The sequence below is a fragment of the Micromonospora sp. CA-240977 genome (assembly GCF_050942285.1).
Classification (GTDB): domain Bacteria; phylum Actinomycetota; class Actinomycetes; order Mycobacteriales; family Micromonosporaceae; genus Micromonospora.
In genome coordinates, this window is sequence record NZ_CP192055.1 from 6,722,949 (window position 1) to 6,748,957 (window position 26,009).

The 26,009-nt window shown below is 72.5% G+C and carries 21 protein-coding genes; 8 read left to right on the forward strand and 13 right to left on the reverse strand.

The window, feature by feature from the left end; all coding sequences use genetic code 11:
- Nucleotides 1-3: 3 nt before the first annotated feature.
- Nucleotides 4-1,917, reverse strand: coding sequence for a glutamine--fructose-6-phosphate transaminase (isomerizing) (glmS, locus tag ACQPWW_RS30515; protein WP_433127293.1), 1,914 nt, complete (start codon nucleotides 1,915-1,917; stop codon nucleotides 4-6).
- Nucleotides 1,918-2,187: 270 nt separating this feature from the next.
- Between glmS and ACQPWW_RS30520 the strand changes: the two genes are divergently transcribed.
- Complete coding sequence (locus ACQPWW_RS30520; protein WP_433127295.1) at nucleotides 2,188-3,381, forward strand: pyridoxal phosphate-dependent aminotransferase; 1,194 nt, start codon at nucleotides 2,188-2,190, stop codon at nucleotides 3,379-3,381.
- Between the two features lie 9 nt (nucleotides 3,382-3,390).
- Here the strand turns inward: ACQPWW_RS30520 and ACQPWW_RS30525 are convergent, their stop codons facing one another.
- Nucleotides 3,391-4,017, reverse strand: coding sequence for a PadR family transcriptional regulator (locus ACQPWW_RS30525; RefSeq protein ID WP_433127297.1), 627 nt, complete (start codon nucleotides 4,015-4,017; stop codon nucleotides 3,391-3,393).
- Between the two features lie 92 nt (nucleotides 4,018-4,109).
- Here ACQPWW_RS30525 and ACQPWW_RS30530 point away from each other — a divergent pair, with 92 nt between their 5' ends.
- Both ACQPWW_RS30530 and ACQPWW_RS30535 read left to right on the forward strand, forming a co-directional pair.
- Nucleotides 4,110-6,935: an FtsX-like permease family protein gene (locus ACQPWW_RS30530; protein ID WP_433127298.1), complete on the forward strand. Its 2,826-nt coding sequence runs from the start codon at nucleotides 4,110-4,112 to the stop codon at nucleotides 6,933-6,935.
- 2 nt (nucleotides 6,936-6,937) lie between these two features.
- On the forward strand, nucleotides 6,938-7,684 hold the full coding sequence (locus ACQPWW_RS30535) for an ABC transporter ATP-binding protein (protein WP_433127299.1): 747 nt from the start codon (nucleotides 6,938-6,940) through the stop codon (nucleotides 7,682-7,684).
- Nucleotides 7,685-7,704: 20 nt separating this feature from the next.
- On the opposite strand, the gene glmM is transcribed toward ACQPWW_RS30535, so the two are convergent.
- The 7 genes from glmM to ACQPWW_RS30570 form a co-directional block, all read right to left on the reverse strand.
- Nucleotides 7,705-9,060 carry a phosphoglucosamine mutase gene (gene glmM / locus ACQPWW_RS30540; RefSeq protein WP_433127301.1) on the reverse strand — a complete coding sequence of 452 codons (1,356 nt, stop codon included), beginning with the start codon at nucleotides 9,058-9,060 and terminating at the stop codon, nucleotides 7,705-7,707.
- A 117-nt stretch (nucleotides 9,061-9,177) separates the two neighbouring features.
- On the reverse strand, nucleotides 9,178-9,654 hold the full coding sequence (gene rpsI, locus ACQPWW_RS30545) for a 30S ribosomal protein S9 (protein ID WP_433127303.1): 477 nt from the start codon (nucleotides 9,652-9,654) through the stop codon (nucleotides 9,178-9,180).
- Between the two features lie 20 nt (nucleotides 9,655-9,674).
- Nucleotides 9,675-10,118 carry a 50S ribosomal protein L13 gene (gene rplM, locus ACQPWW_RS30550; protein WP_053653864.1) on the reverse strand — a complete coding sequence of 148 codons (444 nt, stop codon included), beginning with the start codon at nucleotides 10,116-10,118 and terminating at the stop codon, nucleotides 9,675-9,677.
- 209 nt (nucleotides 10,119-10,327) lie between these two features.
- Entirely contained in the window at nucleotides 10,328-11,713 is a 1,386-nt protein-coding gene (locus ACQPWW_RS30555; protein WP_433127304.1) for a nitrate/nitrite transporter, read from the reverse strand.
- A 128-nt stretch (nucleotides 11,714-11,841) separates the two neighbouring features.
- A complete protein-coding gene (locus tag ACQPWW_RS30560; RefSeq protein ID WP_151488090.1) occupies nucleotides 11,842-12,135 on the reverse strand; it encodes a hypothetical protein in 294 nt (97 codons plus the stop codon).
- Nucleotides 12,125-12,382 (reverse strand): DUF6364 family protein, encoded by a 258-nt coding sequence (locus ACQPWW_RS30565; RefSeq protein ID WP_088950199.1) that lies wholly within the window; start codon nucleotides 12,380-12,382, stop codon nucleotides 12,125-12,127. Before ACQPWW_RS30565 ends, ACQPWW_RS30560 begins: the two co-directional genes overlap by 11 nt.
- A 90-nt stretch (nucleotides 12,383-12,472) precedes the next feature.
- The gene (locus tag ACQPWW_RS30570; RefSeq protein ID WP_433127306.1) at nucleotides 12,473-13,168 is read right to left on the reverse strand and encodes a class I SAM-dependent methyltransferase; all 696 of its coding nucleotides are present in this window, start codon (nucleotides 13,166-13,168) and stop codon (nucleotides 12,473-12,475) included.
- A 482-nt stretch (nucleotides 13,169-13,650) separates the two neighbouring features.
- Between ACQPWW_RS30570 and ACQPWW_RS30575 the strand changes: the two genes are divergently transcribed.
- Genes ACQPWW_RS30575 through ACQPWW_RS30595 form a run of 5 tightly spaced genes read left to right on the forward strand, consistent with a single transcriptional unit; the run spans nucleotide 13,651 to nucleotide 21,317 of the window.
- Complete coding sequence (locus tag ACQPWW_RS30575) at nucleotides 13,651-15,915, forward strand: molybdopterin oxidoreductase family protein (protein WP_433127307.1); 2,265 nt, start codon at nucleotides 13,651-13,653, stop codon at nucleotides 15,913-15,915.
- On the forward strand, nucleotides 15,912-17,351 hold the full coding sequence (locus ACQPWW_RS30580; protein WP_433127309.1) for an FAD-dependent oxidoreductase: 1,440 nt from the start codon (nucleotides 15,912-15,914) through the stop codon (nucleotides 17,349-17,351). Before ACQPWW_RS30575 ends, ACQPWW_RS30580 begins: the two co-directional genes overlap by 4 nt.
- On the forward strand, nucleotides 17,348-19,885 hold the full coding sequence (gene nirB / locus ACQPWW_RS30585; protein ID WP_433127311.1) for a nitrite reductase large subunit NirB: 2,538 nt from the start codon (nucleotides 17,348-17,350) through the stop codon (nucleotides 19,883-19,885). Before ACQPWW_RS30580 ends, nirB begins: the two co-directional genes overlap by 4 nt.
- The gene (gene nirD / locus ACQPWW_RS30590; protein ID WP_433127313.1) at nucleotides 19,882-20,229 is read left to right on the forward strand and encodes a nitrite reductase small subunit NirD; all 348 of its coding nucleotides are present in this window, start codon (nucleotides 19,882-19,884) and stop codon (nucleotides 20,227-20,229) included. The genes nirB and nirD overlap by 4 nt, the downstream gene beginning before the upstream one ends.
- Complete coding sequence (locus ACQPWW_RS30595) at nucleotides 20,229-21,317, forward strand: uroporphyrinogen-III synthase (RefSeq protein ID WP_433127315.1); 1,089 nt, start codon at nucleotides 20,229-20,231, stop codon at nucleotides 21,315-21,317. Before nirD ends, ACQPWW_RS30595 begins: the two co-directional genes overlap by 1 nt.
- A 45-nt stretch (nucleotides 21,318-21,362) precedes the next feature.
- On the opposite strand, the gene ACQPWW_RS30600 is transcribed toward ACQPWW_RS30595, so the two are convergent.
- The 4 genes from ACQPWW_RS30600 to ACQPWW_RS30615 all read right to left on the reverse strand — a co-directional run bounded on the left by ACQPWW_RS30600 (nucleotide 21,363) and on the right by ACQPWW_RS30615 (nucleotide 25,951).
- Nucleotides 21,363-21,986, reverse strand: coding sequence for a GTP-binding protein (locus ACQPWW_RS30600; RefSeq protein WP_393370325.1), 624 nt, complete (start codon nucleotides 21,984-21,986; stop codon nucleotides 21,363-21,365).
- On the reverse strand, nucleotides 21,967-22,332 hold the full coding sequence (locus ACQPWW_RS30605; RefSeq protein ID WP_124778091.1) for a DUF742 domain-containing protein: 366 nt from the start codon (nucleotides 22,330-22,332) through the stop codon (nucleotides 21,967-21,969). The genes ACQPWW_RS30600 and ACQPWW_RS30605 overlap by 20 nt, the downstream gene beginning before the upstream one ends.
- An 89-nt stretch (nucleotides 22,333-22,421) precedes the next feature.
- A complete protein-coding gene (locus ACQPWW_RS30610) occupies nucleotides 22,422-22,829 on the reverse strand; it encodes a roadblock/LC7 domain-containing protein (RefSeq protein ID WP_007465177.1) in 408 nt (135 codons plus the stop codon).
- Entirely contained in the window at nucleotides 22,826-25,951 is a 3,126-nt protein-coding gene (locus ACQPWW_RS30615; RefSeq protein WP_433127317.1) for a sensor histidine kinase, read from the reverse strand. Before ACQPWW_RS30615 ends, ACQPWW_RS30610 begins: the two co-directional genes overlap by 4 nt.
- Nucleotides 25,952-26,009 lie beyond the last annotated feature (58 nt).

The window sequence follows — 26,009 nt, forward strand, 5'->3', positions numbered from 1 at the left end:
GGCCTACTCGACGGTGACCGACTTGGCCAGGTTGCGGGGCTGGTCCACGTCGTGCCCACGGGCGTCGGCGATCTCGGCGGCGAACACCTGCAACGGCACAGTGGTGACGAGCGGGGCCAGCAGGGTCGGCGTACGCGGCACGTAGATCAGGTGGTCGGCGTACCGGACGACGGCCTCGTCGCCCTCCTCCGCGATCACGATGGTCCGCGCGCCACGGGCCCGGACCTCCTGGATGTTGGAGACGACCTTGTCGTGCAGCATGCCCCGGCCGACCGGCGAGGGCACCACGCAGATCACCGGTGTGCCCTTGTCGATAAGGGCGATCGGGCCGTGCTTCAGCTCGCCGGCCGCGAAGCCCTCGGCGTGCATGTACGCCAGTTCCTTGAGCTTCAGCGCGCCCTCCAGGGCCACCGGGTAGCCGACGTGCCGGCCGATGAACAGCACTGTGGGCTCGGACTTCAGCTCCCGGGCCAGCTCACGGACGGGCTCGATCCGGTCGAGCAGCTCACGCAGCTTGCCCGGGATCTCCTGCAACTGCGCGACCACCGCGCCCACCTCGTCGGCGAACTTGATTCCCCGCACCTGGGCCAGGTGCAGGCCGATCAGGTAGCAGGCGACGACCTGGGTGAGGAACGCCTTTGTGGACGCGACGGCGATCTCCGGCCCGCCGTGGGTGTAGAGCACGGCGTCCGACTCGCGGGGGATGGTCGAGCCGTTGGTGTTGCAGATCGCCAGCACCCGGGCCTTCTGCTCCTTGGCGTGGCGCAGCGCCATCAGGGTGTCCATCGTTTCGCCGGACTGGGAGATCACCACGATCAGCGTGGATCGGTCGAGCACCGGGTCGCGGTAGCGGAACTCGCTGGCCAGCTCCACCTCGCAGGGGATCCGCGTCCAGTGCTCGATGGCGTACTTGGCGACCATGCCGGCGTGGTACGCAGTGCCGCAGGCCACGATGAAGATCTTGTCGACGTCACGCAGGTCCTGGTCGCTGAGGCGGACCTCGTCCAGGGCGATCTCACCGGTCTCGGTGAGCCGGCCGAGCAGTGTGTCGGCGATGGCCTGCGGCTGCTCCTCGATCTCCTTGAGCATGAACCAGTCGTAGCCGCCCTTTTCGGCCGACGAGGAGTCCCAGTCGATGTGGAAGTCCTTGCCGGCGGCGGGCTGGCCGTCGAAGTCGGTGATCTCGATGCTCTCGCCGGTGATCAGCACGATCTGGTCCTGACCCAGCTCCACCGCTTCGCGGGTGTGCTCGATGAACGCGGCCACGTCGCTGGCCAGGTAGTTTTCCCCGTCGCCCCGGCCGACCACCAGCGGCGAGTTGCGCCGGGCGCCGACGACCGCACCGGGCACGGAGGCGTCGACGGCGAGCAGCGTGAAGGCGCCTTCCAGCCGCTGGCAGACCACGCGCATGCCGGCGGCGAGCAACTGCGGGCCGTCCGGCTGGCCGGCGGCACGCAGGTCGGCCAGCGCGGCGGCGAACAGGTGCGCGGCGCACTCGGTGTCGGTGTCGCTGGCGAACTGGACGCCGTCGGCCTCCAGCTCGGCGCGGAGCTTGGCGAAGTTCTCGATGATGCCGTTGTGGATCACCGCGACCCGTCCGTCGCCGGCGACGTGCGGGTGGGCGTTGCGGTCGGTCGGGCCGCCGTGGGTGGCCCAGCGGGTGTGCCCGATGCCGGTGGTGCCGTCACCGATGCCGATCGGGCTGGCCGCGCAGGAGGTCGGGTCGTCGGCGGCCCGCTCGGACAGCACCTTCTCCAGGTTGGCCAGCTTGCCGGCCTTCTTCTCGGTCAGCAGCTGGTCGTCGCAGACGATCGCGACGCCCGCCGAGTCGTAGCCGCGGTATTCCAACCGCCGCAGCCCGTCGAGCACGATGCCCAGTGCGGGGCGCGCGCCCGCGTATCCCACGATTCCACACATGGCCCGCAGCCTAACCCAGTTTCACTCATCATGGGTGCTCGAAAGTCGGGTTATCAATCACGGAATCTGAGCGATCGGTGGGTTGGCGGGCCACATCGGGACGTTCTTCCAGGCCCGCCAGCTCCCTCCGCGCCCGGCCGGCGCCACCGCCTGATCGGCGATTTCGCGGCATCGGACTGCCGTTGATACCCCGATTCCGCCGCTCCGAGACCGACCGGGCGAACGCGGCAGGCCTGGGGTTCGACCGGGTGGGGCCGTAGGCTGGCGCAGGTGACGAGCACCGATGTCGACCCGCTGGTGGCCCGGATGCGGCCGTTCGGCACGACGATCTTCGCCGAGATGTCCGCCCTCGCCGCGCGGACCGGCGCTGTCAACCTCGGCCAGGGCTTCCCCGACACCGACGGCCCCCCGGAGATGCTGGCCGCCGCCGCCGAGGCGCTGCTCGGCGGGCAGAACCAGTACCCGCCCGGCCCGGGAACTCCCGCCCTTCGCGCGGCGGTCGCGGCCCATCAACGGCGGTTCTACGACCTGACGTACGACCCGGACGGCGAGGTCGTGATCACCGCCGGCGCGACGGAGGCGGTCGCGGCCAGCATCCTCGCCCTCTGCGAGCCGGGCGACGAGGTGGTCTGCTTCGAGCCGTACTACGACTCGTACGCGGCGTCGATCGCGCTGGCCGGCGCGGTCCGACGACCGGTGACCCTGCGCCCCGCGGCCGACGGCCGGTACGCCTTCGACCCGGCGGCGCTGCGCGCGGCGTTCGGCCCACGGACCCGGCTGGTGCTGCTCAACTCGCCGCACAACCCGACCGGCAAGGTCTTCGCTCCGGCCGAGCTGGCGCTGATCGCCGAGCTGTGCCAGGAGCACGACACGTACGCGGTCACCGACGAGGTGTACGAGCACCTGGTCTTCACCGACGCGGCGCACCCGCACGTCCCGCTGGCCACCCTGCCCGGGATGTGGGAGCGGACACTGCGCATCTCGTCGGCGGGCAAGACGTTCTCCTGCACGGGGTGGAAGGTCGGCTGGGCGAGTGGCCCGGCGGCCCTGGTCTCGGCGGTGCTGCGGGTGAAGCAGTTCCTCACCTACGTCAACGCGAGCCCGCTGCAACCGGCGGTCGCCGTGGCGCTGGCCCTGCCCGACGACTACTACACCGGCTTCCGCGACGGGCTCCAGCAGCAGCGGGACCAGCTCGTCGGCGGTCTCACCGACGCCGGGTTCGACGTGCTCGACTCGGAGGGGACGTACTTCGTCACCGCCGACGTCACCGCCCTGGGCGGCCGGGACGGGGTGGAGTTCTGCCGCTCGCTGCCGGAGCGGTGTGGTGTGGTGGCCGTGCCGACGCAGGTCTTCTACGACGACGTCGAGGCGGGTCGGCGGCTGGTCCGGTTCGCCTTCTGCAAGCGCCCCGAGGTGCTGGCCGAGGCGGTCACGCGCCTGCACCGGCTGCGGGAGCGCCGCTGACCGGTGGGGTCAGCCGGCCGCCCGGGTCGGTCCGGCGCCCTCCGCCGCCGGGGGTGCGTCGGCGGCGGACGCCGCGATCTCCGACGGTGCGACGGCCACTGTGGCGAGCAGCGCGCCGCCGTCGGCCAGCAGCACCGCCTCGGCGTCGTTGACGAAGGCGAGGTCGGCCTCGACGTGCCGGCTCGCCGCGGCGAGCAGCAGCCCGACCACCGGGTCACCGGCCGCGCGACGCAGCCCGTCGAGGTTGCGCAACTCGCGCAGCAGGTGCCCGCGTTGGTTGCTGAGCACGGTGCGGACGGTCTGCGCGGAACCCGATCGGGCCGCGGCGGTGACCTTGAGGAAGAAGTCGTCCCGGAAGCCGCCACTGCGCGGGCTCGGCTCGTCGAGCCATCTGGCGAGTTCGGCCCGCCCGGCGGAGGTGATCTGGTAGACGACCCGGTCGGGTTTCACAGGTTGGGCCTGCCGCTCGGCGACCACCAGGCTGTCCCGGGAGAGCCGGTCGAGGATCTGGTAGAGGTGGCCGATGTTGAGCGGCCCCCACTGTGGACCGGTGGCGGCCTCGAAGGCGCCCTTCAGCTGGTAGCCGTAGCTCGGGCCGCGCGCGAGCAGTGCCAGAACCGCGTGCTGGATGGCCACCGTGTCCTCCGATTCCGCTGACCGACCGGCCAGGCCTTGCATTGTGACAATGTAGCGCGCAGAGTGTGGGGTAGCACACGGGGAGGCGCGACATGCTCGGGTTCATCTGGGCGCAGCTACGTGGCCGTGCTGGCCGCTCGGTGGCGCTGCTGGCGGGCATGCTGGTGGCGACCACCGGGTTCGTCGTGCTGACCGGTGCCACCACCACCTCCCGCCTCGAGGTCACCGGTGCGCTGGAGCGCAACACCCGGGCCGCCTACGACATCCTCGTCCGTCCCCACGGGACGCGCACGCCGCTGGAGGCCGAGCGTGGGCTGGTCCGCCCGAACCACCTCTCCGGGCTGTTCGGCGGCATCACCCCCGCCCAGTACGAGCAGGTGAAGCAGGTCGCCGGCGTCGACGTGGCCGCGCCGATCGCCATGCTCGGCTATTCGACCTCGTCCGTGTCGGTCCGGTTCGACCTGACCGACGCGGTCGACCGCTCGCTGGAGCAGCAGGTCATCCGGCTCGATCCCACCTTCACCGCCGAACGAGGGCTCACCACCGCCCCGAGCCGTCCACGCTACGTGTACGTGACAAAGCGCCCACTGCTCTACCCCGAGGGGAGCGACGACCCGAGCGCCTCCTCGATCCCGTACTCGGACGGCCGGATGTACCAGTACGACAAGCAGTGCGGGGATGTCCCACGGGAGGTGCTTCCGAACGGACCGAGCCAGCCGATCTGCGACCCACACCTGGCACCGGAATCAGGCGATGATTGGGCCTCCGAACGGAAGAACTGGAGCATCGACACCGTCCGGCTGCTGCCCGACGGGCGCTTCGAAGCGAACCGCTGGGCGTCCCGTCGCGCCGAACGCGTCGCCACCGACCGACTGGTGGCCACCTACCGGGTGACGGTGCCGTTCCTGCTGGCCGCCGTCGACCCCGACGCGGAGCAGCGGCTCGTCGGCCTCGACGACGCGGTGATCGAGGGCCGCCCCCTTCGGCCCGACGACACGGCCACCGACACCTACCACCCGCTCTATGTGCCCCAGCGGACCATCCCGGTGTTGACCACCAACCGCCCCTACCTCGACGTCACAGTGCGGTCCGCCCTCACCCGGCTGCCGCAGGCGCGGCCCGCCGGGCTGCGCACCGGCGAGCTGGAGCAGACGCTGGGCAGCGCCACCGGGGTCCGGGCCGGGACCGAGGAGTACGCGCTGGCCGACGGGTACCGCGACCTGCTGGCCAAGGGGATCTCCCCGACCGGCTGCTGCCGGGGCGAGTTGCAGACGATCATTCAGGCGGGTGCCCCGGAGTACGACCGACTCCCCGACGGCACTCACCGTGCTGTCACCCGACCACCGCTGGATCCCGCCACCTTCGGCGGCGACAACAGGTACAACTTCGACGGCCGTCCGTGGTCGACCGAGGACAACGGCTTCCGCCCGCTGACCGCGGTCCCCACGCAGCCACCGGGCGCCTCCGCCAAGGTTCTGGACTGGCGGACCGTCGGCATCTTCGATCCGGAGAAGCTGAGCGGGTTCAGCGACCTGTCCCGGGTGCCGCTGGAGACCTACGAGCCACCCCGCACCGACGGCGCCGACGAGCGCAGCCGCCAGGCGCTGGGCGGCCGGCCGCTGGAACCGAGCGGCAACCCGGCCGGCTACCTCTCCTCGCCACCACTGCTGCTCACCACCCTGGCCGCGGTGCCGAAGCTGCTGGAAGGCAGCGCCTCCCCCGCCCGGACAGCGCCGATCAGCGCGATCCGGATCCGGGTCGCCGACGTCGCCGGCTACTCCGAACGCTCCGCCGAGCGGGTCCGGCTCGTCGCCGAGCGGATCGCCGACGCGACCGGGCTGGACGTCGATCTCACCTTCGGCTCGTCGCCCGCGCCGCAGACCGTCGAGCTGCCCGCCGGCGCGTTCGGCCGGCCCGACCTGCGGCTGACCGAGCCGTGGTCCGCCCTGGGAGTGGCCTCGGTCATCACCAGGGCCGTCGACCGCAAGAGCCTCGTACTCTTCGGGCTGGTGCTTGTGGTCTGCGGGCTGTTCCTCGGCAACGCGGTCACCGCTGCGGTCCGCGACCGACGCCCCGAGCTGGCGGTGCTCGCCTGCCTGGGCTGGCCCGCCCGCCGGATCGCGGCACTGGTCCTCGGCGAGGTGGCCGCGCTGGGGCTGGCCGCCGGAGCGCTGACCCTCGCCCTGGCGTTCCCGCTGGCCGCCGCGCTGGACATCGGGATCGGTTGGCGGCAGGCGGCGCTCGCCGTACCTGTGGCTCTGCTGTTGGCGCTGGTCGCGGGCCTGATCCCGGCGCTACGGGCCGCGGGCGCCCACCCGGCCGCCGCGCTGCGGCCCCTGGTGGCACCGGCCGGTTGGGTCCGCCGGCCGCGCAGCCTGTTTGGGATGGCCCTGGTCAACCTGGTCCGCACGCCGGGGCGCACAGTGCTCGGGGCCGGCGCGCTGGCCATCGGGTTGGCCGCGTTGACCCTGGTCAGCGCCGTCGCCTACGCCTTCCGGGGTGCGATCGTCGGCAACCTGCTCGGCGACACCGTCTCGATGAACGTGCGTAGTGCGGACACCCTGGCCGCTGTGGTCACCGTCCTGCTGGGCGCGGGCGCCGTCGCCGACGTGCTGTACCTGAACGTCCGGGACCGCGCTGCGGAGTTGTCCACGCTACGGGCGATCGGGTGGACCGATGCGGCGCTGGGCCGCCTTGTGGGTTACGAAGGGCTCCTCATCGGCACGCTCGGAGCGGTGGCCGGGGTGGGGATCGGGCTCGCCGGGGCCGCCTGGCTTGTCGGTGGGCTGCCGGCCGCGCTGGTCCTGGTCGCCGCCGGGGTGGCGCTCGGCGGGGTGCTGCTCACCTGTTTCGCGGCGCTCGTGCCGGCCGCACTGCTGCGCCGGCTCCCGACCGCACGGCTACTGGCGGAGGAGTGACGATGGCGGAGACGACGGGCAGCATGGTGCGGACGATCGGGCTGCATCGGCGGTTCCGCACCGGCACCGAGCAACTGACCGCTGTCGACGACGTCTCGTTGGAGATCGCGGCCGGGTCGGTGGTGGCGCTGACCGGGCCCAGCGGCTCCGGCAAGTCGACACTGCTGCACCTGATCGGGGCCATCGAGCAGGCCGACAGCGGCACCGTCACTGTCGACGACGTGGAGATCACCGCGCTGCGGCGCGCCGCGCTGGCCCGGTACCGGCAGCGGGTGGGGTTCGTCTTCCAGCGCTACCACCTGCTACCGGCGTTGACCGTGCTGGACAACGTGATCGCCCCGGTGCTGCCGCGACGCGGCCGAGCCGACCACGCGGCACGAGCCCGGGAGTTGCTCGACGCCGTCGGCCTGGCCGGGCGCGAGCGGGACCTACCCGCGCAGCTCTCCGGCGGTCAACAGCAGCGGGTCGCCATCGCCCGCGCCCTGATGGGCGCGCCGGGCCTGCTGCTTGCCGACGAGCCGACCGGCAACCTCGACTCCACCACCGGCGGGCAGATCCTCGACCTGCTGCTCGACCTGCGGGACCGGCACGGCATGACCATCCTGCTGGCCACCCACGAACAGGCCATCGCCGCCCGCTGCGACCGGCTGATCAGGCTCGCCGACGGCCGGGTGGTAGAGGATCTCGACCTCACCGACGGCGAGGACCCGGCCGACACCTACGAACGCGTGGCCCGGCTGCGGCTGTGACGCCGCAGCCGGTGGCTGGTTCAGCCGGCCGGGCTGGCGGAGCGGACCTGCTCGGCGATCCGCTCGGCGATCGCACGGGCGGTCGCCTCGGTGGCGGCCTCGACCATCACCCGGACCAGCGGCTCGGTGCCCGACGGGCGCAGCAGCACCCGTCCGGTCTCACCCAGCTCCGCCTCCGCCCGCTCCACCTCGGCACGCACGGCCGGTGCGGCGGCGCCGACGGTCCGGTCGCCGACCGGCACGTTGATCAGCACCTGGGGCAGTTTGGTGACCACCGAGGCCAGCTCGGCGAGGGACTGGCCGGTGGCGGCCATCCGGGCCATCAGGTGCAGGCCGGTGAGCACCCCGTCGCCGGTGGTGGCGTGCGCGGGCATGACGATGTGACCGCTCTGCTCACCGCCGAGCGCCAGCCCGGACGCGCGCAGTGCCTCCAGGACGTACCGGTCGCCGACCTTGGTCTCGATCAGCCGGATGCCCTGCGCGGACATGGCCAACCGCAGGCCGAGGTTGCTCATCACCGTCGCGACCAGAGTGTCCTGGGTGAGCGTGCCGGCGTCCCGCATGGCCAGCGCGAGGATCGCCATCACCTGGTCGCCGTCGACCTCGTCGCCGTCGGCGCTGACCGCCACGATCCGGTCGGCGTCGCCGTCGTGGGCGATGCCCAGGTGGGCGCCGTGCTCGACCACCGCCTCGCGCAGCGCCTCGATGTGGTTGGAGCCACACTCGTCGTTGATGTTCAGGCCGTTCGGCTCGGCGTGGATCGCGATGACCTCCGCGCCGGCTTCCCGGTAGGCGACCGGGGCGACCTCGGCGGCGGCGCCGTTGGCGCAGTCGACAACGACCTTGATCCCTTCCAGCCGGTGCGGCAAGGCGCCGACCAGGTGCTGGACGTAGTGGTCGGCACCGTCGAGCAGGTCGTGCACGCGGCCGATGCCGGCACCGGTCGGCCGGTCCCAGGCGGTGGTGGCGTTGGCCTCCACCGCCGCCTCGATCTGCATCTCGATTTCGTCGGGCAGCTTGTGCCCACCGGCGGCGAAGAGCTTGATGCCGTTGTCCGGCATCGGGTTGTGCGACGCGGAGAGCACCACGCCGAGGTCGGCCTTGGCCTCGGCGGTGAGGAACGCCACCGCGGGGGTGGGCAGCACGCCGACCCGCACCACGTTCGCGCCGGCGCTGGTCAGCCCGGCGACCACGGCGGCCTCCAGCATCTCACCACTGGCCCGGGTGTCCCGGCCGACGACGGCCAGCGGCGGATGGCTGCGGTCCGTCTCGGCCAGCGTGTGCGCGGCGGCCACCGCGAGCGCCAGCGCCAACTCCGGGGTGAGATCCGCGTTTGCCCGCCCGCGTACGCCGTCCGTGCCGAACAACCGACCCATACCCGCCAACCTCCGTGGTGCGCTGCCGATGTGGAGAAAGCGAAACGGCCGGCCACCTCCCCCGAATCGGGGGAGGTGAACCGGCCGTCCGTCAGAAGTACAACGCGCTGGAAAAGATCAGCGCTTCGAGTACTGGGGAGCCTTACGGGCCTTCTTGAGGCCGTACTTCTTGCTCTCCTTGACCCGGGCGTCCCGGGTCAGGAAGCCGGCCTTCTTCAGGGCCGGGCGGTCGTCCGGCTCGTTGACGATCAGCGCACGGGCGATGCCCAGCCGGAGCGCACCGGCCTGGCCGGTGGTGCCGCCGCCACGCAGGTTGGCGATGATGTCGAACTGCTCGAGCTTCTCGGCGGTGACCAGCGGGTCCTTGATGAGCTGCTGGTGCACCTTGCTCGGGAAGTACGCCTCGAGCTCCTGGCCGTTGCAGGTGATCTTGCCGGTGCCCGGGACGATACGGACCCGGACGATGGCCTCCTTGCGGCGGCCCACGGTCTGGATCGGCCGGTCACCACGAGGCGCGCGGGCGACGGGCGCCGGCGCCTCGGTGGCCTCGGGAGCTTCCGGGGCAACCTCGGTCTCGGTGGTGATGTCGGTCATGCTGCTTCCTTCGCCCGCGCTCACTGCGCGATCTGCTTGATCTCGAACGGCACCGGCTGCTGCGCGAGGTGCGGGTGCTCGGCACCGGCGTACACCTTCAGCTTCTTGATCAGCTGACGGCCGAGCTTGTTGTGCGGGAGCATCCCCTTCACAGCCAGCTCGATGGCCCGCTCGGGGCGCTTGGTCAGCAGCTCGTCGTAGCCGATCTGCTTCAGGCCACCCGGGTATCCGGAGTGGCGGTAAGCAACCTTGGTCTGGCGCTTGTTGCCGGTCAACGCAACCTTGCCCGCGTTCACGATGACGACAAAGTCGCCCGTGTCGACGTGCGGCGCGAAAGTCGGCTTGTGCTTACCACGCAGCAACGTGGCGGCGTGGGTGGCCAGGCGGCCCAGCACGACATCAGAGGCGTCGATGACGTGCCACTGACGCTCGATCTCACCCGGCTTCGGGCTGTACGTACGCACAGGTCTACCTTGTCTCGTCGTCGGTCTGGGGTCGCGCGCCGAGGTGACCAGATCTTGCAGGCCGGACCAGCGCGCACGAACGACCAAGCGTACCTGATGGGGCACGCCTCTGGATGTCGTACAACAGCAGGCAACGATACCCGGCGCGGTGTCCGCAGGTCAAAACGGGGGTGCCGTTCCGTACGGCGACCCGCCGGCGGTGGCCCAGCTCACACGCCAACGAGCCGATCGGCGGCGCCCGGACGACGGTAGACGACCCAGGTGACCGCGAAGCACAGCGCGTACCAGCCGATGAAGGCCAGGTAGGCGGCGTCGGCGTTGCCGGAGCCGAGGAACGACTGGCGGAACGCGACGTTGACGAGCACCCCACCGGAGGCGCCGATCGCACCCGCGATGCCGATCAACGCGCCGGTCATCCGCCGCGCCCAGCGGGCGGCGGCCTCCGGATCGCGGCGGCCATCGGCCACCGCGTCTGCCGCCCGGGCCCGGAAGATCGCCGGGATCATCTTGTACGTGGAGCCGTTGCCGATGCCGGAGAACACGAAGAGGGCGAGGAACCCGGCCAGGTAGAGCCCGAACGAGCGCTCCCGGGCCGCGTACAGCACGACGCTCGCGCCGGCCGCCATCGCGACGAAGTTCCAGAAGGTCACCCGGGATCCACCCAGCCGGTCGGCGAGGTGCCCGCCCAGGGGCCGGATCAGCGAGCCGATCAGCGGCCCGAGGAAGGTCAACCAGGCGGCGTCGACCGGAGTGGGGAACCGCTCGGCGAACTGGAGCTGGAGCACCTGACCGAAGGCGAAACCGAACCCGATGAACGAGCCGAAGGTGCCGATGTAGAGCAGTGACATGACCCAGGTGTGCGGGTCGCGGGCGGCCTCGCGCAGCGCGCCCGGCTCGTTGCGCGCCCCGGGCACGGTGTCCAACCAGCGGCTCGCGGCCAGCGCGGCCAGCACGATCAGCGGCAGGTAGACCGCCGGGACCAACCGGGGGTACGCGGCGCCGGCGGTGGCGAGGACCGCCAGCCCGACCAGCTGCACCGCGGGTACGCCGAGATTGCCGCCGCCGGCGTTGAGCCCGAGGGCCCGTCCCTTCAGCCGCTGCGGGTAGAAGAGGTTGATGTTCGCCATCGAGGAGGCGAAGTTGCCGCCGCCGACCCCGGTGAGGCAGGCGAGCACCATCAGGGTGGAGTAGGACACCCCGGGCTCCAGCAGCACCGTCATCGGCACCGTGGGCACCAGCAGCAGCAGGGCGCTGATGGTCGTCCAGCGCCGCCCGCCGAAGCGGGCCACCGCCAACGTGTACGGCAGCCGCAGCACCGCGCCCAGCGCCGCCGGCACGGCGGTGAGCAGGAACTTCCCGGCCGGGTCGATGCCGTACGCAGGGCCGAGGAAGAGCACTGTCACCGACCAGAGACTCCACACCGAGAAGCCGACGTGCTCGGCGAAGATCGAGACCCAGAGGTTGCGCCGGGCGATCGGCGCGCCCGTCGACTGCCAGAAGTCGGGGTCCTCGGGACGCCAGTCGTCGAGCCGGCGCCCACGCGCGGTGGCGGCCGGCGGCGCGGCGGTGGCTGCGGTGCTGGTGAGCGTGCTCACGGCGGCTCCTTCTCGTCGATGTGACGAGGAGAGACGCTAGGAACGCCGGGTTACCTGGCAGTGCCCGTCATGGGTCGGCCCGGAAACGGGGATCGCACCACGGGCCGGCCGCGATGGTGAGGTGCCCATCAGAGTTGCTGGAGGATGCGCAGTGCACGGCCGACCCGGAGCATGGTGTCGGTGTCGGCGACGTCCACGCAGTCGGTGAACCACTTCTTCATCGGCGACGAGATGCGGTCGGGCATCACCACGTACCGGCCCATCGACACGGCGAGCGGCGAGTCGCGCAGCAGTGACTCCTCGACCACCTCGACCACGATCACGATGGGCACGTCGGTGGAGTTGTAGACGTCCGAGCTGATCACGAGACCGAGGCGTTCCCGGGCGCCCTCGATGCGCCAGACCTCTCCCCTACGCAGCACGCGGTCGTCCGCCGGAGAGCAGGTCGTTGACCATGCCCACCTCGCGGGCGTCGGCGAGAGCGGCGGACTCCAGGTCCAGGCCGGCGCGGCCCACGGCGGCGGCGTGCGCGGTGAAGACCTCGCGCAGCGCCTTCTCGCGGGCGGCCTGGTCCATCCACGCGGAGAGCGACAGCCCCTCGCGCTTGGCGAACCGCCGCGCCTCCTCGATCGTCTCGTCGGTAAACGACAGAGTCACCTTGGCAGTCATGCCGCTGAGACTACCCAGCGGTATGACCGTCAGTCATCCTCGCGCCGACCGGCTCGGCTACCGGTGTCGAAACGCCCATTCCGGCGGCTGTCACCGGGCCCGACCACCGAACACCGCGAAGCGCCACTCCTTGAAGTAACAGTCGACGTCGACCAGGCCGGCCTCGGCGAGCCACCCGCACTGGTCGGCCACTGTCGCCGGCCGGTCGTGGCGCATCCGCTCCCGGGATGCGGCGATCTCCTCGGGGGACGCGCCCAGTTCGGTGATTCGCTCCATCCACACCTCGTCGTAGCGCCGGTCCAGCTCCGGGGTCGGCCCGGCGACCTGCTCGGCGTTGACGAACACCCCGCCCGGCGCCAGCGCGGCGGCGGCCCGCCGGTAGAGCGCCCGCTTGCCCGCGTCGTCCAGGTGGTGGATCGCCAGCGCGCTGACCACCGCGTCGTACCGGCCCGGCGGCAGCTCGTCGGACAGGTCGGCCAGGACCGTCCGGTGCGGCACCGACCGGGCGCCGAGCTGGTCGGCGGCGCGGTCGAGCATCGCCGGCGCGGCGTCCACCAGGGTCAGCCGGACTCCGGGCACCGACGCGGCGAGCAGCAGCGAGAGCAGCCCGGTGCCCGCACCCAGGTCCAACACCTCCGGGGTACGACCGGCTGCCAGCGCGGCGTGAAGCGGAGGCGCAGCCACGTCGACGGCCGCGCCGTAGAAGGCGTCGAAGCAGGGCACCAGTCGCCGACGGGCCTCGTCGTAGGTGCCGGCAACCGCGTCGAAGGCGTCCACCGCGCTCATCCCAGTCTCCCATTCTTTGAGACAGTTTTCCCACATTATAAGCGCTGTCCGGCCAACGACGCTGCCGCCGCCAACGGCTGCCCTCCACGTGGCGGCCGGAAGCAACCCGGCGAACGCGTTCGCACCGGATCCGCGCCCCGACCCGACTCGCGGAGATCTTGGACAGTTTCCGTTACCCGAGAACGGAAACTGTCCAAGATCTCCGCAGGCGAGCACTCAGGGGTGGCCTCTTCCCTCGGCGACGACCAGCAAGGGGCGTCGCGCCGGACGGGCCACCCGATCGGAAATCCGCGCCGACGCCGACACGCCCGTCCCGGCCGACACCCGTCCCGGCCGGACACGCCACCCCGAGGTCCTCCGCGGGACGACTCGCTCGACCCATCCGTTCTCCGCCCATCCACGGTGCGGTGTGAGCCGCACTTGACAGGACCGAAACAGAAGGGACCCGGACCGGAAACTGCCCGGCGGCACGCTTTGCCGACATGACAGACGGTGCATGGTCGGCGACTCGACCGGGGCGTACCCCCCGGCAGGTGGCGACGCACTGCCCGTACTGCGCGCTTCAGTGCGGCATGGTGCTACGCGAGGACGACACCGGGGTGACGGTCCACCCCCGCCAGTTCCCCACCAACCGAGGCGGGCTCTGCCAGAAGGGTTGGACCGCCGCCGAACTGCTCGACCACCCGGAGCGGCTGACCACCCCCCTGGTACGCGACCCCGCCACCGGTGCGCTGCGCCCGGCAAGCTGGGACGTCGCCCTCGATCGGATCGTCGACGGCATCCGCGCCGTTCAGGACGATGCCGGCCGGGACGCGGTCGCCGTCTTCGGCGGTGGCGGGCTGACCAACGAGAAGGCGTACGCGCTGGGAAAGTTCGCCCGGATCGGGCTCCGCACCCGGCACATCGACTACAACGGACGGTTCTGCATGTCCTCGGCGGCGGCCGCCGGGATGCGTGCCTTCGGCATCGACCGAGGGCTGCCGTTCCCGCTCTCCGACCTGGGCCGGGCCGACACGCTGCTGCTTGTCGGCGCGAACCCGGCGGAGACCATGCCGCCGCTGGTGCGCTGGCTCACCGAGCAGCGCGGCAACGGGGGTCAGCTGATCGTCGTGGATCCCCGGGTCACCGCCACCGCCCGCCAGGCCGACCTGCACCTGCAACCGCTGCCCGGCACCGACCTCGCGGTGGCCAACGCGCTGCTGCACATCGCGCTCACCGAGGGCTGGGTCGACCGGGCGTACGTTGCCGAACGCACCTCCGGTTTCGAGGCGGTCCGCCGCAGCGTCGCCGCCTGGTGGCCGGCCCGCGCGGAGCAGCTCTCCGGAGTGCCGGTGGCCGACCTGGAGGCGACCGCCCGTGCGCTGGGCACCGGCGGTCGAGTGATCATCCTTACCGCTCGTGGCGCCGAGCAGCATGCCAAGGGCGTGGACACGGTCACCGCGTACGTCAATCTCGCCCTGGCCCTCGGTCTGCCCGGCCGCGACGGTTCGGGGTACGGCTGCCTGACCGGGCAGGGCAACGGCCAGGGCGGGCGGGAGCACGGGCAGAAGGCCGACCAACTCCCCGGCTACCGGCGGATCGACGACCCGGTGGCCCGTGAGCACGTGGCCGGCGTCTGGGGGGTGCCGGCCGACGAGTTGCCCGGCCCGGGTGTGCCGGCCTACCAACTGCTCGACTCGCTCGGCACACCGGACGGCCCCCGGGCCCTGCTGGTGTTCGGCTCGAACCCGGTGATCTCCGCCCCCCGGGCGGCACGGATCGAGAGCCGGCTGCGCGACCTCGACCTGCTGGTCGTCGCCGATCTCCTGCTCTCCGAGACGGCTGCGCTGGCGGACGTGGTGCTGCCCACCGCGCAGTGGGCCGAGGAGGACGGCACCATGACCAACCTGGAGGGTCGCGTGCTACGTCGGCGTGCGCTTCGCCCGCCCCCGCCGGACGTCCGGACCGATCTGGCCATCATCTCCGCCCTCGCAGCCCGCCTGGCCGCGGCCGAACCGCCCGCCGCCGACACGGCCGGCAGCGACACGGCCGGCAGCGACGCGGCCGGCAGCGACGCGGCCGGCACGGACACGGCCGGCAGCCAAACGCCCGGCGGCGAGCCAGCGGGCGTCGAGCGGGACACCGCGCTATCGGGTGCCGTCGCGGCGGCGCGGTTCCCCGCCGATCCGGCCACCGTGTTCGCCGAGCTGCGCCGCGCCTCGGCCGGTGGGGCCGCCGACTACGCCGGCATCAGCTGGGCCCGGATCGACGACGCCGACGGCGTCTACTGGCCCTGCCCGACCGAGGACGGGCCGGACACCCCACGGCTCTTCGCCGACCGGTTCGCCACCCCGGACGGCCGAGCCCGGTTCCACCCCGTCGACCACCGACCGGCCGCCGAGGAGGTCAGCGCCGCGTACCCGCTGCACTTCACCACCGGGCGGGTGCTCGCGCAGTACCAGTCCGGCACCCAGACCCGCCGGGTGGCGGCGCTACGCCGCGCTGCCGGTGAGGCATTCGTCGAGCTGCACCCCGACCTGGCCGCCCGGCTCGGCGTGGACGACGGAGACCCGGTGCGGGTCACCTCGCGCCGGGGCGAGTTGTGCGCCCCGGCCCGCCTCAGCACCGGGATCCGACCGGACACGGTGTTCGCCCCGTTCCACTACGCGGGGGCCGGGCGGGCCAACTCGGTGACGAACGACGCGGTCGACCCGATCTCCGGGATGCCCGAATTCAAGATCTGCGCCGTCCGGGTGGAGAAGGCATGACCGCCCGGGTGGTCATCATCGGCAACGGGATGGCGGGCGCCCGCCTCGCCGGCGAGCTGCATGCCCGGGAAGGCGACCGGAAGGTCACAGTGCTCGGGGCGGAGCCGCACCGGGCGTACAACCGGATCATGCTCTCCACCCTGCTGGCCGGCCGGGTCGACGAGCCGGACGTGGAGCTGACCGAGGCCGCCGGGCACGGCATCGACCTGCGTACCGGCGTAGCGGTGACCACTGTCGACCGGGCCGCCCGCGAGGTCCACACCGCCGACGGCGAACGGATCGCGTACGACCACCTGGTGCTGGCCACCGGCGCCCGGGCGGTGGTGCCGCCCCTGCCCGGCCTCGACCCGGCCGACCTGCCGGAGCGGGTGGTCCCCTTCCGGACCCTTGACGACTGCCGACGGATCATCGCCGCGGCGGACGGCGCGCGCAGCGCGTTGGTGCTCGGCGGTGGCCTGCTCGGCCTGGAGGCCGCCCGCGGGCTGGCTACCCGAGGGCTGACCACGACCGTGGTGCACCCGCGCGGGCACCTGATGGAACGACAGCTCGACCCGGCGGCCGGCGCGGTGCTCGCCGGCACGCTCGCCAGCCTCGGCGTCACCAGCCAACTGGCGGTGCCGGCGGTCGGCGTGGCCGCGGACGCCGCCGGCGTACGCCTCGACCTGGCCGACGGTCAGACGCTGCACGCCGACCTGCTGGTGCTCTCCTGCGGCGTGCGCCCGGACACCGCCCTCGCGCAGGCGGCCGGGCTGAGCGTGGGGCGTGGCGTGCTTGTGGACGACCGGCTCCGCACCAGCGACAGGTCCATCTCGGCGATCGGCGACTGCGCCGAACACGACGGGGTGCTCACCGGGCTGGTCGCCCCCGCCTGGGCCCAGGCCCGGGTGCTCGCCGACGTGCTGACCGGGACGGACCCGCTGGCCCGGTACCGGCCCCGGCCGGTGGTGACCCGGCTCAAGGCCGCCGGGATCGACCTGGCGTCGATGGGCGACCCGGTGGGCGGCGGGCCGGGCGAGGAGCTGACCTTCACCGACCCGAGCCGGGGCACGTACGCCCGGTTGCGGATCAGGGACGAGCGACTGGTCGGCGCGATCCTGCTCGGCGACAACCCGGCCGTCGGCACGGTGATCCAGCTCTTCGACCGCGGCCACCCGGTGCCGACCGACCGGCGGGCGCTGCTGCTGGGCCGGGCGCTCGGCACGGTTGGCGCGACACCGGCCGCGTCACCGGCGCTGATGCCGGACGGGGCGACGGTCTGTCAGTGCAACTCGGTGAGCAAGGGAGCTCTGGTGCGCAGCTGGCGCTCCGGAGCCCGAACGGTCGACGCGGTGGTGGCCGCGACCCGGGCCGGCACCGGATGCGGCGGTTGCCGCGACGCGGTGGGCGGCATCGTCGATTGGCTGAGCCAGTCGGAATCGGTGGAGGTGACGCGATGAACGGCGGCGAACTGGTCGTCATCGGCAACGGCATGGTCGGGCAGCGTTTCGTCGACGCGCTGCACGCCCGCGACCCGCAGGGGCGCTGGCGGGTGACGGTGCTGGCCGAGGAGGGGCGTCCGGCGTACGACCGGGTGCGGCTCTCGGCGTACTTCGACGGGGTGAGCGAGGACGAGCTCAACGTGCACACCCCGCACGACGGCGTGCGGCTGCGCCTCGGTGAGCCGGTCACCGCCATCGACCGGGACCGGCGGGTGGTGACCACCGCCGTTGGCGAGTACCACTACGACGCGCTGGTGCTGGCCACCGGGTCGTACCCCTTCGTGCCGCCGGTGCCCGGCGCCGAGCTGCCCGGGGTCTTCGTCTACCGGACCCTTGACGACCTGGCGGCGATCCGGGCGTACGCGCAGGGCCGGCGGGTCGGTGCGGTGATCGGCGGTGGGCTGCTCGGTCTGGAGGCGGCGAATGCCCTGCGGCTGCTCGGCCTGAGCACCGACGTGGTCGAGTTCGCGCCCCGGCTGATGCCCGTGCAGGTGGACCAGGCCGGCGGTGCGATGCTCCGCCGCTACGTCGACGACCTGGGTGTCCGAACCCATCTCGGGGTGGCCACCACGGCGATCCGGCCCGGCCCGGATGGCGCGGTCGCCGCCCTGGAACTGTCCGACGGCAGCGCTGTCGACGCCGAGCTGGTGGTGGTGGCCGCCGGTATTCGGCCGCGCGACGAGCTGGCCCGGACGGCCGGGCTGCCGGTGGGTCCGCGCGGCGGGGTGCTCGTCGACGAGACGTGCCGCAGCGCCGACGAGCGGATCTGGGCGGTCGGTGAGTGCGCGGCGGTCGACGGCACCTGCCACGGCCTGGTCGCGCCGGGCTACGCGACGGCCGAGGTGGTGGCCGACCGGCTGGTCGGTGGCGCGGCGACGTTCCCGGGCGCGGACACCGCCACCAAACTCAAGCTGCTCGGCGTCGACGTGGCCTCGTTCGGTGACGCGCACGGCACGACGCCGGGCTGCCTGGACGTCACGTTCACCGACCCGGCCACCCGGGTCTACGCGAAGCTGGTCCTCTCCGACGACGCGCACACCCTGCTCGGCGGGGTGCTGGTCGGGGATGCCAGCGCGTACCCGACGCTGCGGGCCAGCGTGGGTGGTCCGCTGCCGGCGGCGCCACTGGCGCTGCTCGCCCCGGACGGCGGCGGCGCGGACGCCGGCGCGTTGCCCGCCACCGCCCAGGTCTGCTCCTGCAACGCGGTGACCCGGGGCGACGTGGACGCCGCCATCGCCGACGGCTGCGCGGACGTGCCGGCGTTGAAGGCGTGCACCAGGGCCGGCACCAGTTGCGGCTCCTGCGTCCCGATGCTCAAGCAGCTCCTGGACGCGGCCGGGGTGGTGCAGTCCAGCGCCCTCTGCGAGCACTTCGACGTCAGCCGGCGGGAGTTGTTCGAGATCGTCCGCGTACGCGGCATCCGCACCTTCTCCCGGCTGGTCGCCGAGCACGGCCGGGGGCGTGGCTGCGACATCTGCAAGCCGGTGGTGGCGTCGATCCTCGCGTCGCTGGGCAGCGGGCACGTGCTCGACGGTGAGCAGGCGTCGTTGCAGGACACCAACGACCACTTCCTGGCCAACCTGCAACGCGACGGCAGCTACTCGGTGGTGCCCCGGATTCCGGGCGGTGAGATCACCCCGGAGAAGCTGATCGTGATCGGCGAGGTGGCCCGGGACTTCCAGCTCTACACGAAGATCACCGGTGGGCAGCGGATCGACCTGTTCGGGGCGCGGGTGGAGCAGTTGCCGCAGATCTGGCGGCGGCTGGTGGACGCCGGCTTCGAGTCCGGCCACGCGTACGGCAAGGCGCTGCGGACTGTGAAGTCCTGCGTGGGCGAGACCTGGTGCCGGTACGGGGTGCAGGACTCGGTGGGGTTGGCGGTGGCGTTGGAGTTGCGCTATCGGGGCCTCCGCGCGCCACACAAAATCAAGTCCGCGGTCTCCGGTTGTGCCCGCGAGTGCGCCGAGGCCCGCAGCAAGGACTTCGGCATCATCGCCACCGAGACCGGCTGGAACCTCTACGTCGGTGGCAACGGCGGCTTCCGGCCCCGGCACGCCGACCTGTTCGCCACCGACCTGTCCACGGAAGCACTGATCACGCTGATCGACAGGTTCCTGATCTACTACATCCGCACCGCCGACCGGCTGCAACGCACCGCCGGCTGGATCGAGGCGATGGACGGCGGCCTCGACCATCTCCGCTCGGTGATCGTGGACGACTCGCTGGGCCTCTGCGCCGACCTCGACGCGGCGATGGCCCGACACGTGTCGTCGTACTCCGACGAGTGGCGCGACGTGCTGAACGACCCGGATCGGCTGCGCCGCTACACCTCGTTCGTCAACGCCCCGGACGTGCCCGATCCGTCGATCACCTTCGCGCAGGAACGCGGCCAGCCGGTACCCGTACGTGACCATCCCCCGACCGGATCCGAGCCGACAAACGGTCGCCGTCGGCAACCGGTCACCCTCGGCCTACCGGAGGTACGGCGATGACTCAGACAATCACGCTGACCTGGACCACCGTCTGCCTACTCGACCGGTTGGAACCGGACCGGGGCGTCGCCGCGCTGGTCGACGGCGTGCAGGTCGCCCTCTTCCGGACCGCGGACGGGCTGTTCGCGATCGACAACCGCGATCCGGTCTCCGGGGCGTACGTGCTGTCGCGGGGCATCGTGGGCAGCCGAGGCGGGGTGCCGACGGTCGCCTCGCCGCTGCACAAGCAGGTGTACGACCTGCGCAGCGGGCAGTGCCTCGACCTGCCGGGGGTGGCGGTGGGCCGGCACGACGCGCGCTGCCGCAACGGGCTGGTCGAGGTGCGGCTGCGACTGGAGGGTTGATGCGGGAAGAACTGGCGGGCTTCACCATCGGGGTGACCGCCGACCGGCGGCGCGACGAGTTGGCGGCGCTGCTCGAGCGGCGGGGCGCCCGGGTGGTGCTCGCCCCGGCGTTGCGGATCGTGCCACTGTCGGACGACACGGAGTTGCGCGAGGCGACCCGTGCCTGCCTCGACCAGCCGCCGGACATCCTGATGGCGAACACCGGCATCGGCATGCGCGGGTGGCTGGAGGCGGCCGAGGGCTGGGGGCTGGGCGAGCCGCTGCGTTCGGTGCTGGCCAGCTCGTACGTGGTGGCCCGTGGCCCGAAGGCGCGCGGCGCGATCCGTGCGGCGGGGCTGCACGACCAGTGGTCGCCGGCCTCGGAGAGCTGCGACGAGGTCGTCGACCACCTGCGCCGCCGCGGCGTGGCCGGGCAGGTGATCGCCATGCAGCTGCACGGTGAGCGGCAGCCCGAGTGCACGCTCGCGCTGGAGGCGGCCGGCGCCACGGTGATCGAGGTGCCGGTCTACCGGTGGGCGCCGCCGACCGACCCGGCGCCGCTGCACCGGCTGATCGACCTGATCACCGGCCGATTGGTGGACGCGGTGACCTTCACCTCGGCGCCCGCGGTGGAGGCCCTCCTGCGAGCGGCCGGGGACCGTACCGAGGCGGTGCTGTCCGCGTTCCGCAGCGACGTCCTGGCCAGCTGTGTCGGCGCGGTGACCGCCGAGCCGCTGCTACGGCGCGGAGTGCCGGTGAGCGCGCCGGGACGGGCCCGGCTGGGCGCGCTGGTGCGGACCATCGTCGACGAGTTGCCCCGCCGGACCGTGACGTTCAAGGCCGGCGGGCACCTGCTCACCCTGCGCGGGCACGCCGCCGTGATCGACGGCGAGTTGCGGCCACTCGCCCCCGCCCCGATGGCGGTGCTGCGGGCGCTCGCCCAGTCTCCCGGCCGCGTGCTGTCCCGCACCGCGCTGCTGCGGACGCTGCCCCGGGGCGCGGACGAGCATGCGGTGGAGATGGCAGTGGCCCGCCTCCGGGCCGGCCTGCACGCGCCACGGGTGGTGCAGACAATCGTGAAGCGCGGCTACCGGCTCCGGGTCGACTGACGCGTCACGGCCGGTGCCGGTGGGCGCCGGCCGTGACGCGACGCATCAGCCGACCGGCGTGGGGAAGCCCCGCCCGTGCTCGGCCTGGAGCCGCAGCATGGCGTGCTCGACGACAGTCACCAGCACCTGCTTGACCGAGTCCCGGTGCCGGGCGTCGGTCATCACCAACGGCACCTGCGGCGAGATGGCCAGCGCCTCGCGGATCTCCTCCAGCTCGTACTGGGGAGCGCCGTCGAACCGGTTGAGCGCCACCACGTACGGCAGGTTGCGGTTCTCGAAGTAGTCAAGCGGGGCGAACGCGTCGGTGATCCGGCGCGTGTCCACCAGCACGGCGGCACCCACCGCACCTCGGATGATCTCGTCCCACATGAACCAGAACCGGGTCTGACCGGGTGTACCGAAGAGGTACAGGATCAGGTCCTGGGCCATGGTGATCCGGCCGAAGTCCATGGCGACCGTGGTGGTCTCCTTGCCCGGCACCTTCGACGGGTCGTCGATGCCGACACCGGCCGCCGTCATCAACGCCTCTGTGGTCAGCGGCGTGATCTCGGAGATCGCCCCGACCAGAGTCGTCTTGCCGACGCCGAAGCCGCCCGCGACGACGATCTTCGCGGAGACGATTCCCCGGCCTGGCCGCCCCCCAGCGGGGTCATAGCCTGCGAAGTCCACTTAGCACCCTTCCAAGCAGTTCCATCCGCTCCTCGAACCCCTCGGCGGGAGCAGCAGTGTGTAACGTCAGCAGGCTCTCGGCCACCATGTCGGCGACCAACACCCGGGCGACGCCAAGCGGCATCCGGGTGTACGCGGCGATCTCCGCCAGCGACTGTGCTCGGCCCTCACAGACCGTGGCGATGCGGTGCTTGTCGTGCCCGGCGAAGCGGGACTCGGCAACCTGGGTGAGGGACGCGGTGAGGACTGCCTCGAGGGCGATGTCCTGACGAGGTTCGGTACGACCCCGGGTGACCGCGTACGGACGCACCAGTGCGCCGCGCGGGTCAGCGCGTCGTTGGTCCATCCCTGATCACCTCCTCGTTCCCGGTGGAGCCGGTGTGTGCCGCCTCCCGTCCCTGACCCGGCGCGCGGTCCGAGCGCCGTTCCGTCGTCCTACGAGCGCACCGCGTCCCGTGGCAGTGGCACCAGCGCGGCACCCACCCGCTCGACGAGCAGTGCCATCTCGTAGCCCACCTGGCCCACGTCGCAGCTGCGCGCGGCAAGCACGGCCATCGAGGAACCGTCACTGATCGACATCAGGAAGAGGTACCCGCTGTCCATCTCGATGACTGTCTGCAACACCCCACCCGCGCTGAACATCCGGGCAGCGCCCTCGGTCAGGCTCACCACGCCGGAGGTGATCGCGGCGAGCTGGTCGGCCCGGTCCCCCGGCAGATCCCGGGAGGACGCGAGCAGGAGCCCGTCGGCGGACACCGCCACCACGTGGGCGATGCCCGCCACGCTGTCGGCGAAGTTGGTGAGCAGCCAACCCATGTCCTGCATGGCAGCTGGCCTGTTCATCGGCTCTCCTTGGTCGAGGTGCTGTTCAGATCCGTTCCGGCCGTCCGACCACGTTGTACACCCCGGTGGTAGGCCGACAACAGACCGCGTACTTCATCGGGGGTCCGCCGGCTGCGGTCCCGACCGCTCTTCGGTTCGATGCCACCCGGCACGAGCTGCGCCTGCGGCACCCGCTTGGGCAACCCGGACCGGGTGGTCCCGGCTGCGGCCGGCTCGGCGGCCCGGCTGGCCCGGGACCAGCCCTCGTCGGCCGCCGTCCGCCAGGCATCCGGGTCCACCCGCGGGGCGGCCGGGGCGGCCGGGGCGGGGGCCGGGGTGGCCGGGCGGGCGGCCGGAGGCGGCGCGTACGACGGCGGCGTACCGAGCCCACCGGTGGTCGCGCTGCCCCGGCCCGAGGTGCCCGGCCCGGTGGCGCCGTCGGTGGTGGAGCTACCCGGCGTGCGGGTCGGCAGGGGCGGTCGGGCCGGCGCCGTGGTCGGCGCCGCGGCGGCACTCCGCTGAGCACGCGGCCCGGCCTCGGCCGAGGCGGTGGTGGCGGGCGCCGGCGGCTCGTCGAACTTGGGCCGGGTGAAGATCGCTGTGGCGTCGTCGCCGTGCGACCGGAACCAGACCGCCTCCATCTCCCGGAAGATCGGCGCCTCGGCCGGGAAGTCGGGCCGGGTGCTGACCGGTGCCGCGGGCACCGACGGCGCGGGAGGCGGTGCCACCGCGCCGGCGCCGGCGACCGGCCCGACCGGCAGACCCGGTGTGTTGCGTCCGTCCGCGGCATCCGCGGTGGAGCCACGCCGGGGCAGCGGATCGATGGTCGGGTAGGCCACCGTCGGACCGCCCGACGAGGCGCCCGCGCTGGTGCTGTACGCGGGTCGCGCCGGTGGAGGCGGGGTGACGGGCGCCGGGGCGGCCGGGGGCGGCATCGTCGAGCGGGCACCGGAGTAGCCACCCGCCTGCACGGCCGGGGTGGTGTCCCGCGAGTCCAGCGGCGACTGCCACTGGGCGGGAGCCGGCGCGTTGGTGCGCCACTGGTCGGGCAGCGTCGCCGCCGAGGTCGCGGCACCGGCGAACTGTTCGGTGTGACCGGCCGGGGTGAGCGGCGTCTGCTCCACCGCCATCTGCTGACGCGGCCGGGTGAGCACCTGCTCACGGCCCCGGTTGCTGGGCAGCACCACGGTGGCGGCGGGCAACGTCACCTGGGCGACGGTGCCGCCCTCGACGTTGCGGCGCAGCTCCACCCGGATGCCGTAACGGGCGGCGAGCCGGCTGACCACGGCCAGACCCATCAGCCGGAACGCGGCGACGTCGACGCTCGGCGGGGCGGCCAGCCGGCGGTTGAGCGAGTCGAGCTGCTCGTCGGTGAGGCCGAGCCCGCGGTCCTCGATCTGGATCAGGACGTAGTCGCGGATGCGGCGACCGTCGGCGACCACAGTGGTGTTCGGCGGTGAGAACCGGGTGGCGTTGTCGAGTAGTTCGGCGACGAGACGAACGACGTCGTTGACGGCGTGCGCGGCGACCGAGATGTCGGTGTCGACAGTGCCGAACTCGATGCGGTTGTAGAGCTCCACCTCGGACTGGGCGGCGCGCAGCACGTCCACCACCAGCGCGTCGTCGCGACGCGGCACGGCGGAGTCGGCGCCGGCCAGGACCAGCAGGTTCTCGTCGTTGCGGCGCATTCGGGTGGCGAGGTGGTCGAGCTCGAAGAGCTGCGCGAGCCGCTTCGGGTCCTCCTCGCCGCGCTCGATCGCGTCCAGCTCGCCGATCATACGGTCGACCAGGGTCTGACTACGACGGGCCAGGTTGAGGAACATCGCCGAGACGCTGGTACGCAGCGCGGCCTGCTCGGCGGCGACCCGCACCGCCTCCCGGTGCACGACGTTGAACGCCAACGCCACCTGGCCGACCTCGTCGCGGCTGTTGAGCTGGATCGGGTCCCGAACCTGGCGGACGATTTCGTCCACCCCGCCGTCGCCCACGCTGCCCATGTTCTGCAACCGCCGCACCGCGTCGGGCAGGTCGTGGTTGGCCACCGAGAGGGCGCCCTCACGGAGCCGACGCAGCGAGTGGTTGAGCGAGCGGGCCAGCACCACGGCCAGCGACACGGCGATGATCAGGGTCAGCAGCACCAGGATCGACTCGATGACGGCCTGCCGGATGACGTCCGAGCGCGCCGTGTCGGCCTGCTGGAGCAGCCGGCTCTGCAGTTGGACCTCGGCCCAGCGCATCAGGTCGTTCACGGCGCCGATGGCTGCGGTGGCGTCCTGCGCGGTGACCAGCGGACGCTGCCCGACCGACCGGGTGATGTCGGTGGCGACCCGGTCGGCCAGGCCGACCGCGTCACCGGAGACGGTGCTGTCGACGAGGGCACGCTGCACCGGGTCGGCGGCCAGCGAGAAGGCCACCAGGGCCTCCTGCTGACTGGTCAGCGTGGCCACGAAGGAGGAGAACTGCTCCGAGTCGAGTTGGCCCGCCGTCAGCGCGGTGAACGCGACAGCCTCCTCCTCGGCGACGGAAGCCTTGGCGCGGGCGAACGCGGAGACCGCGCGGCGGCTGTCCGCCAGGCTCTCGTCGCCGGGCAGCTGGGCCAGCCCGTCACCGTAGGCGATCAGGTCGGTGAGGATGACGCCGTAGCGGAGCACGGCCTCGGCCACCGCCATCTGCCGGCGGTCCAGCACCTTCTGCCGGGTGCCGTCCAGAGTGGCCAGGTGGTCGTCGATGGCGGCCAGGCGGTCCCGCAGGGCCGTCGGCACCTCGCCGATCCGGCCCCGCTCGGCGCGGTACTCGTCCACCTGCTGCTGCGTCTGGCGGACCCGCAGGTTGTACGCGTCGGCCGGCTGCTGCGGGGTGGCCAGGTAGGCGGCCGCGGCCATCCGCTCGGACTGGAGGTCCTGGGTCAGCGCGCTGACGTCGATGGAGAGAGCCGTCAGTGACCGGGCTCGGGTGGCGTCCAGGGCACCCTCGCCGACGGAGACCAGTCGGACCGTGGCCAGCGCGATCACCGCCGCCACCGGGACGACCAGGATCAACGCCAGTTTGGACCGGATCCGGGCGTCCCGCAGCCTCGGCATGCGCCGGCGCGTCGGCTGAGCGCTGTCGCCGAGCGCGGGCAGGGTCGTCGGTCCGGTGCTCACGACATCGCCTCCGTCGTTTCTTCCCCGCCTGACCCACCGAGCCATGCCGTAAGCGGAG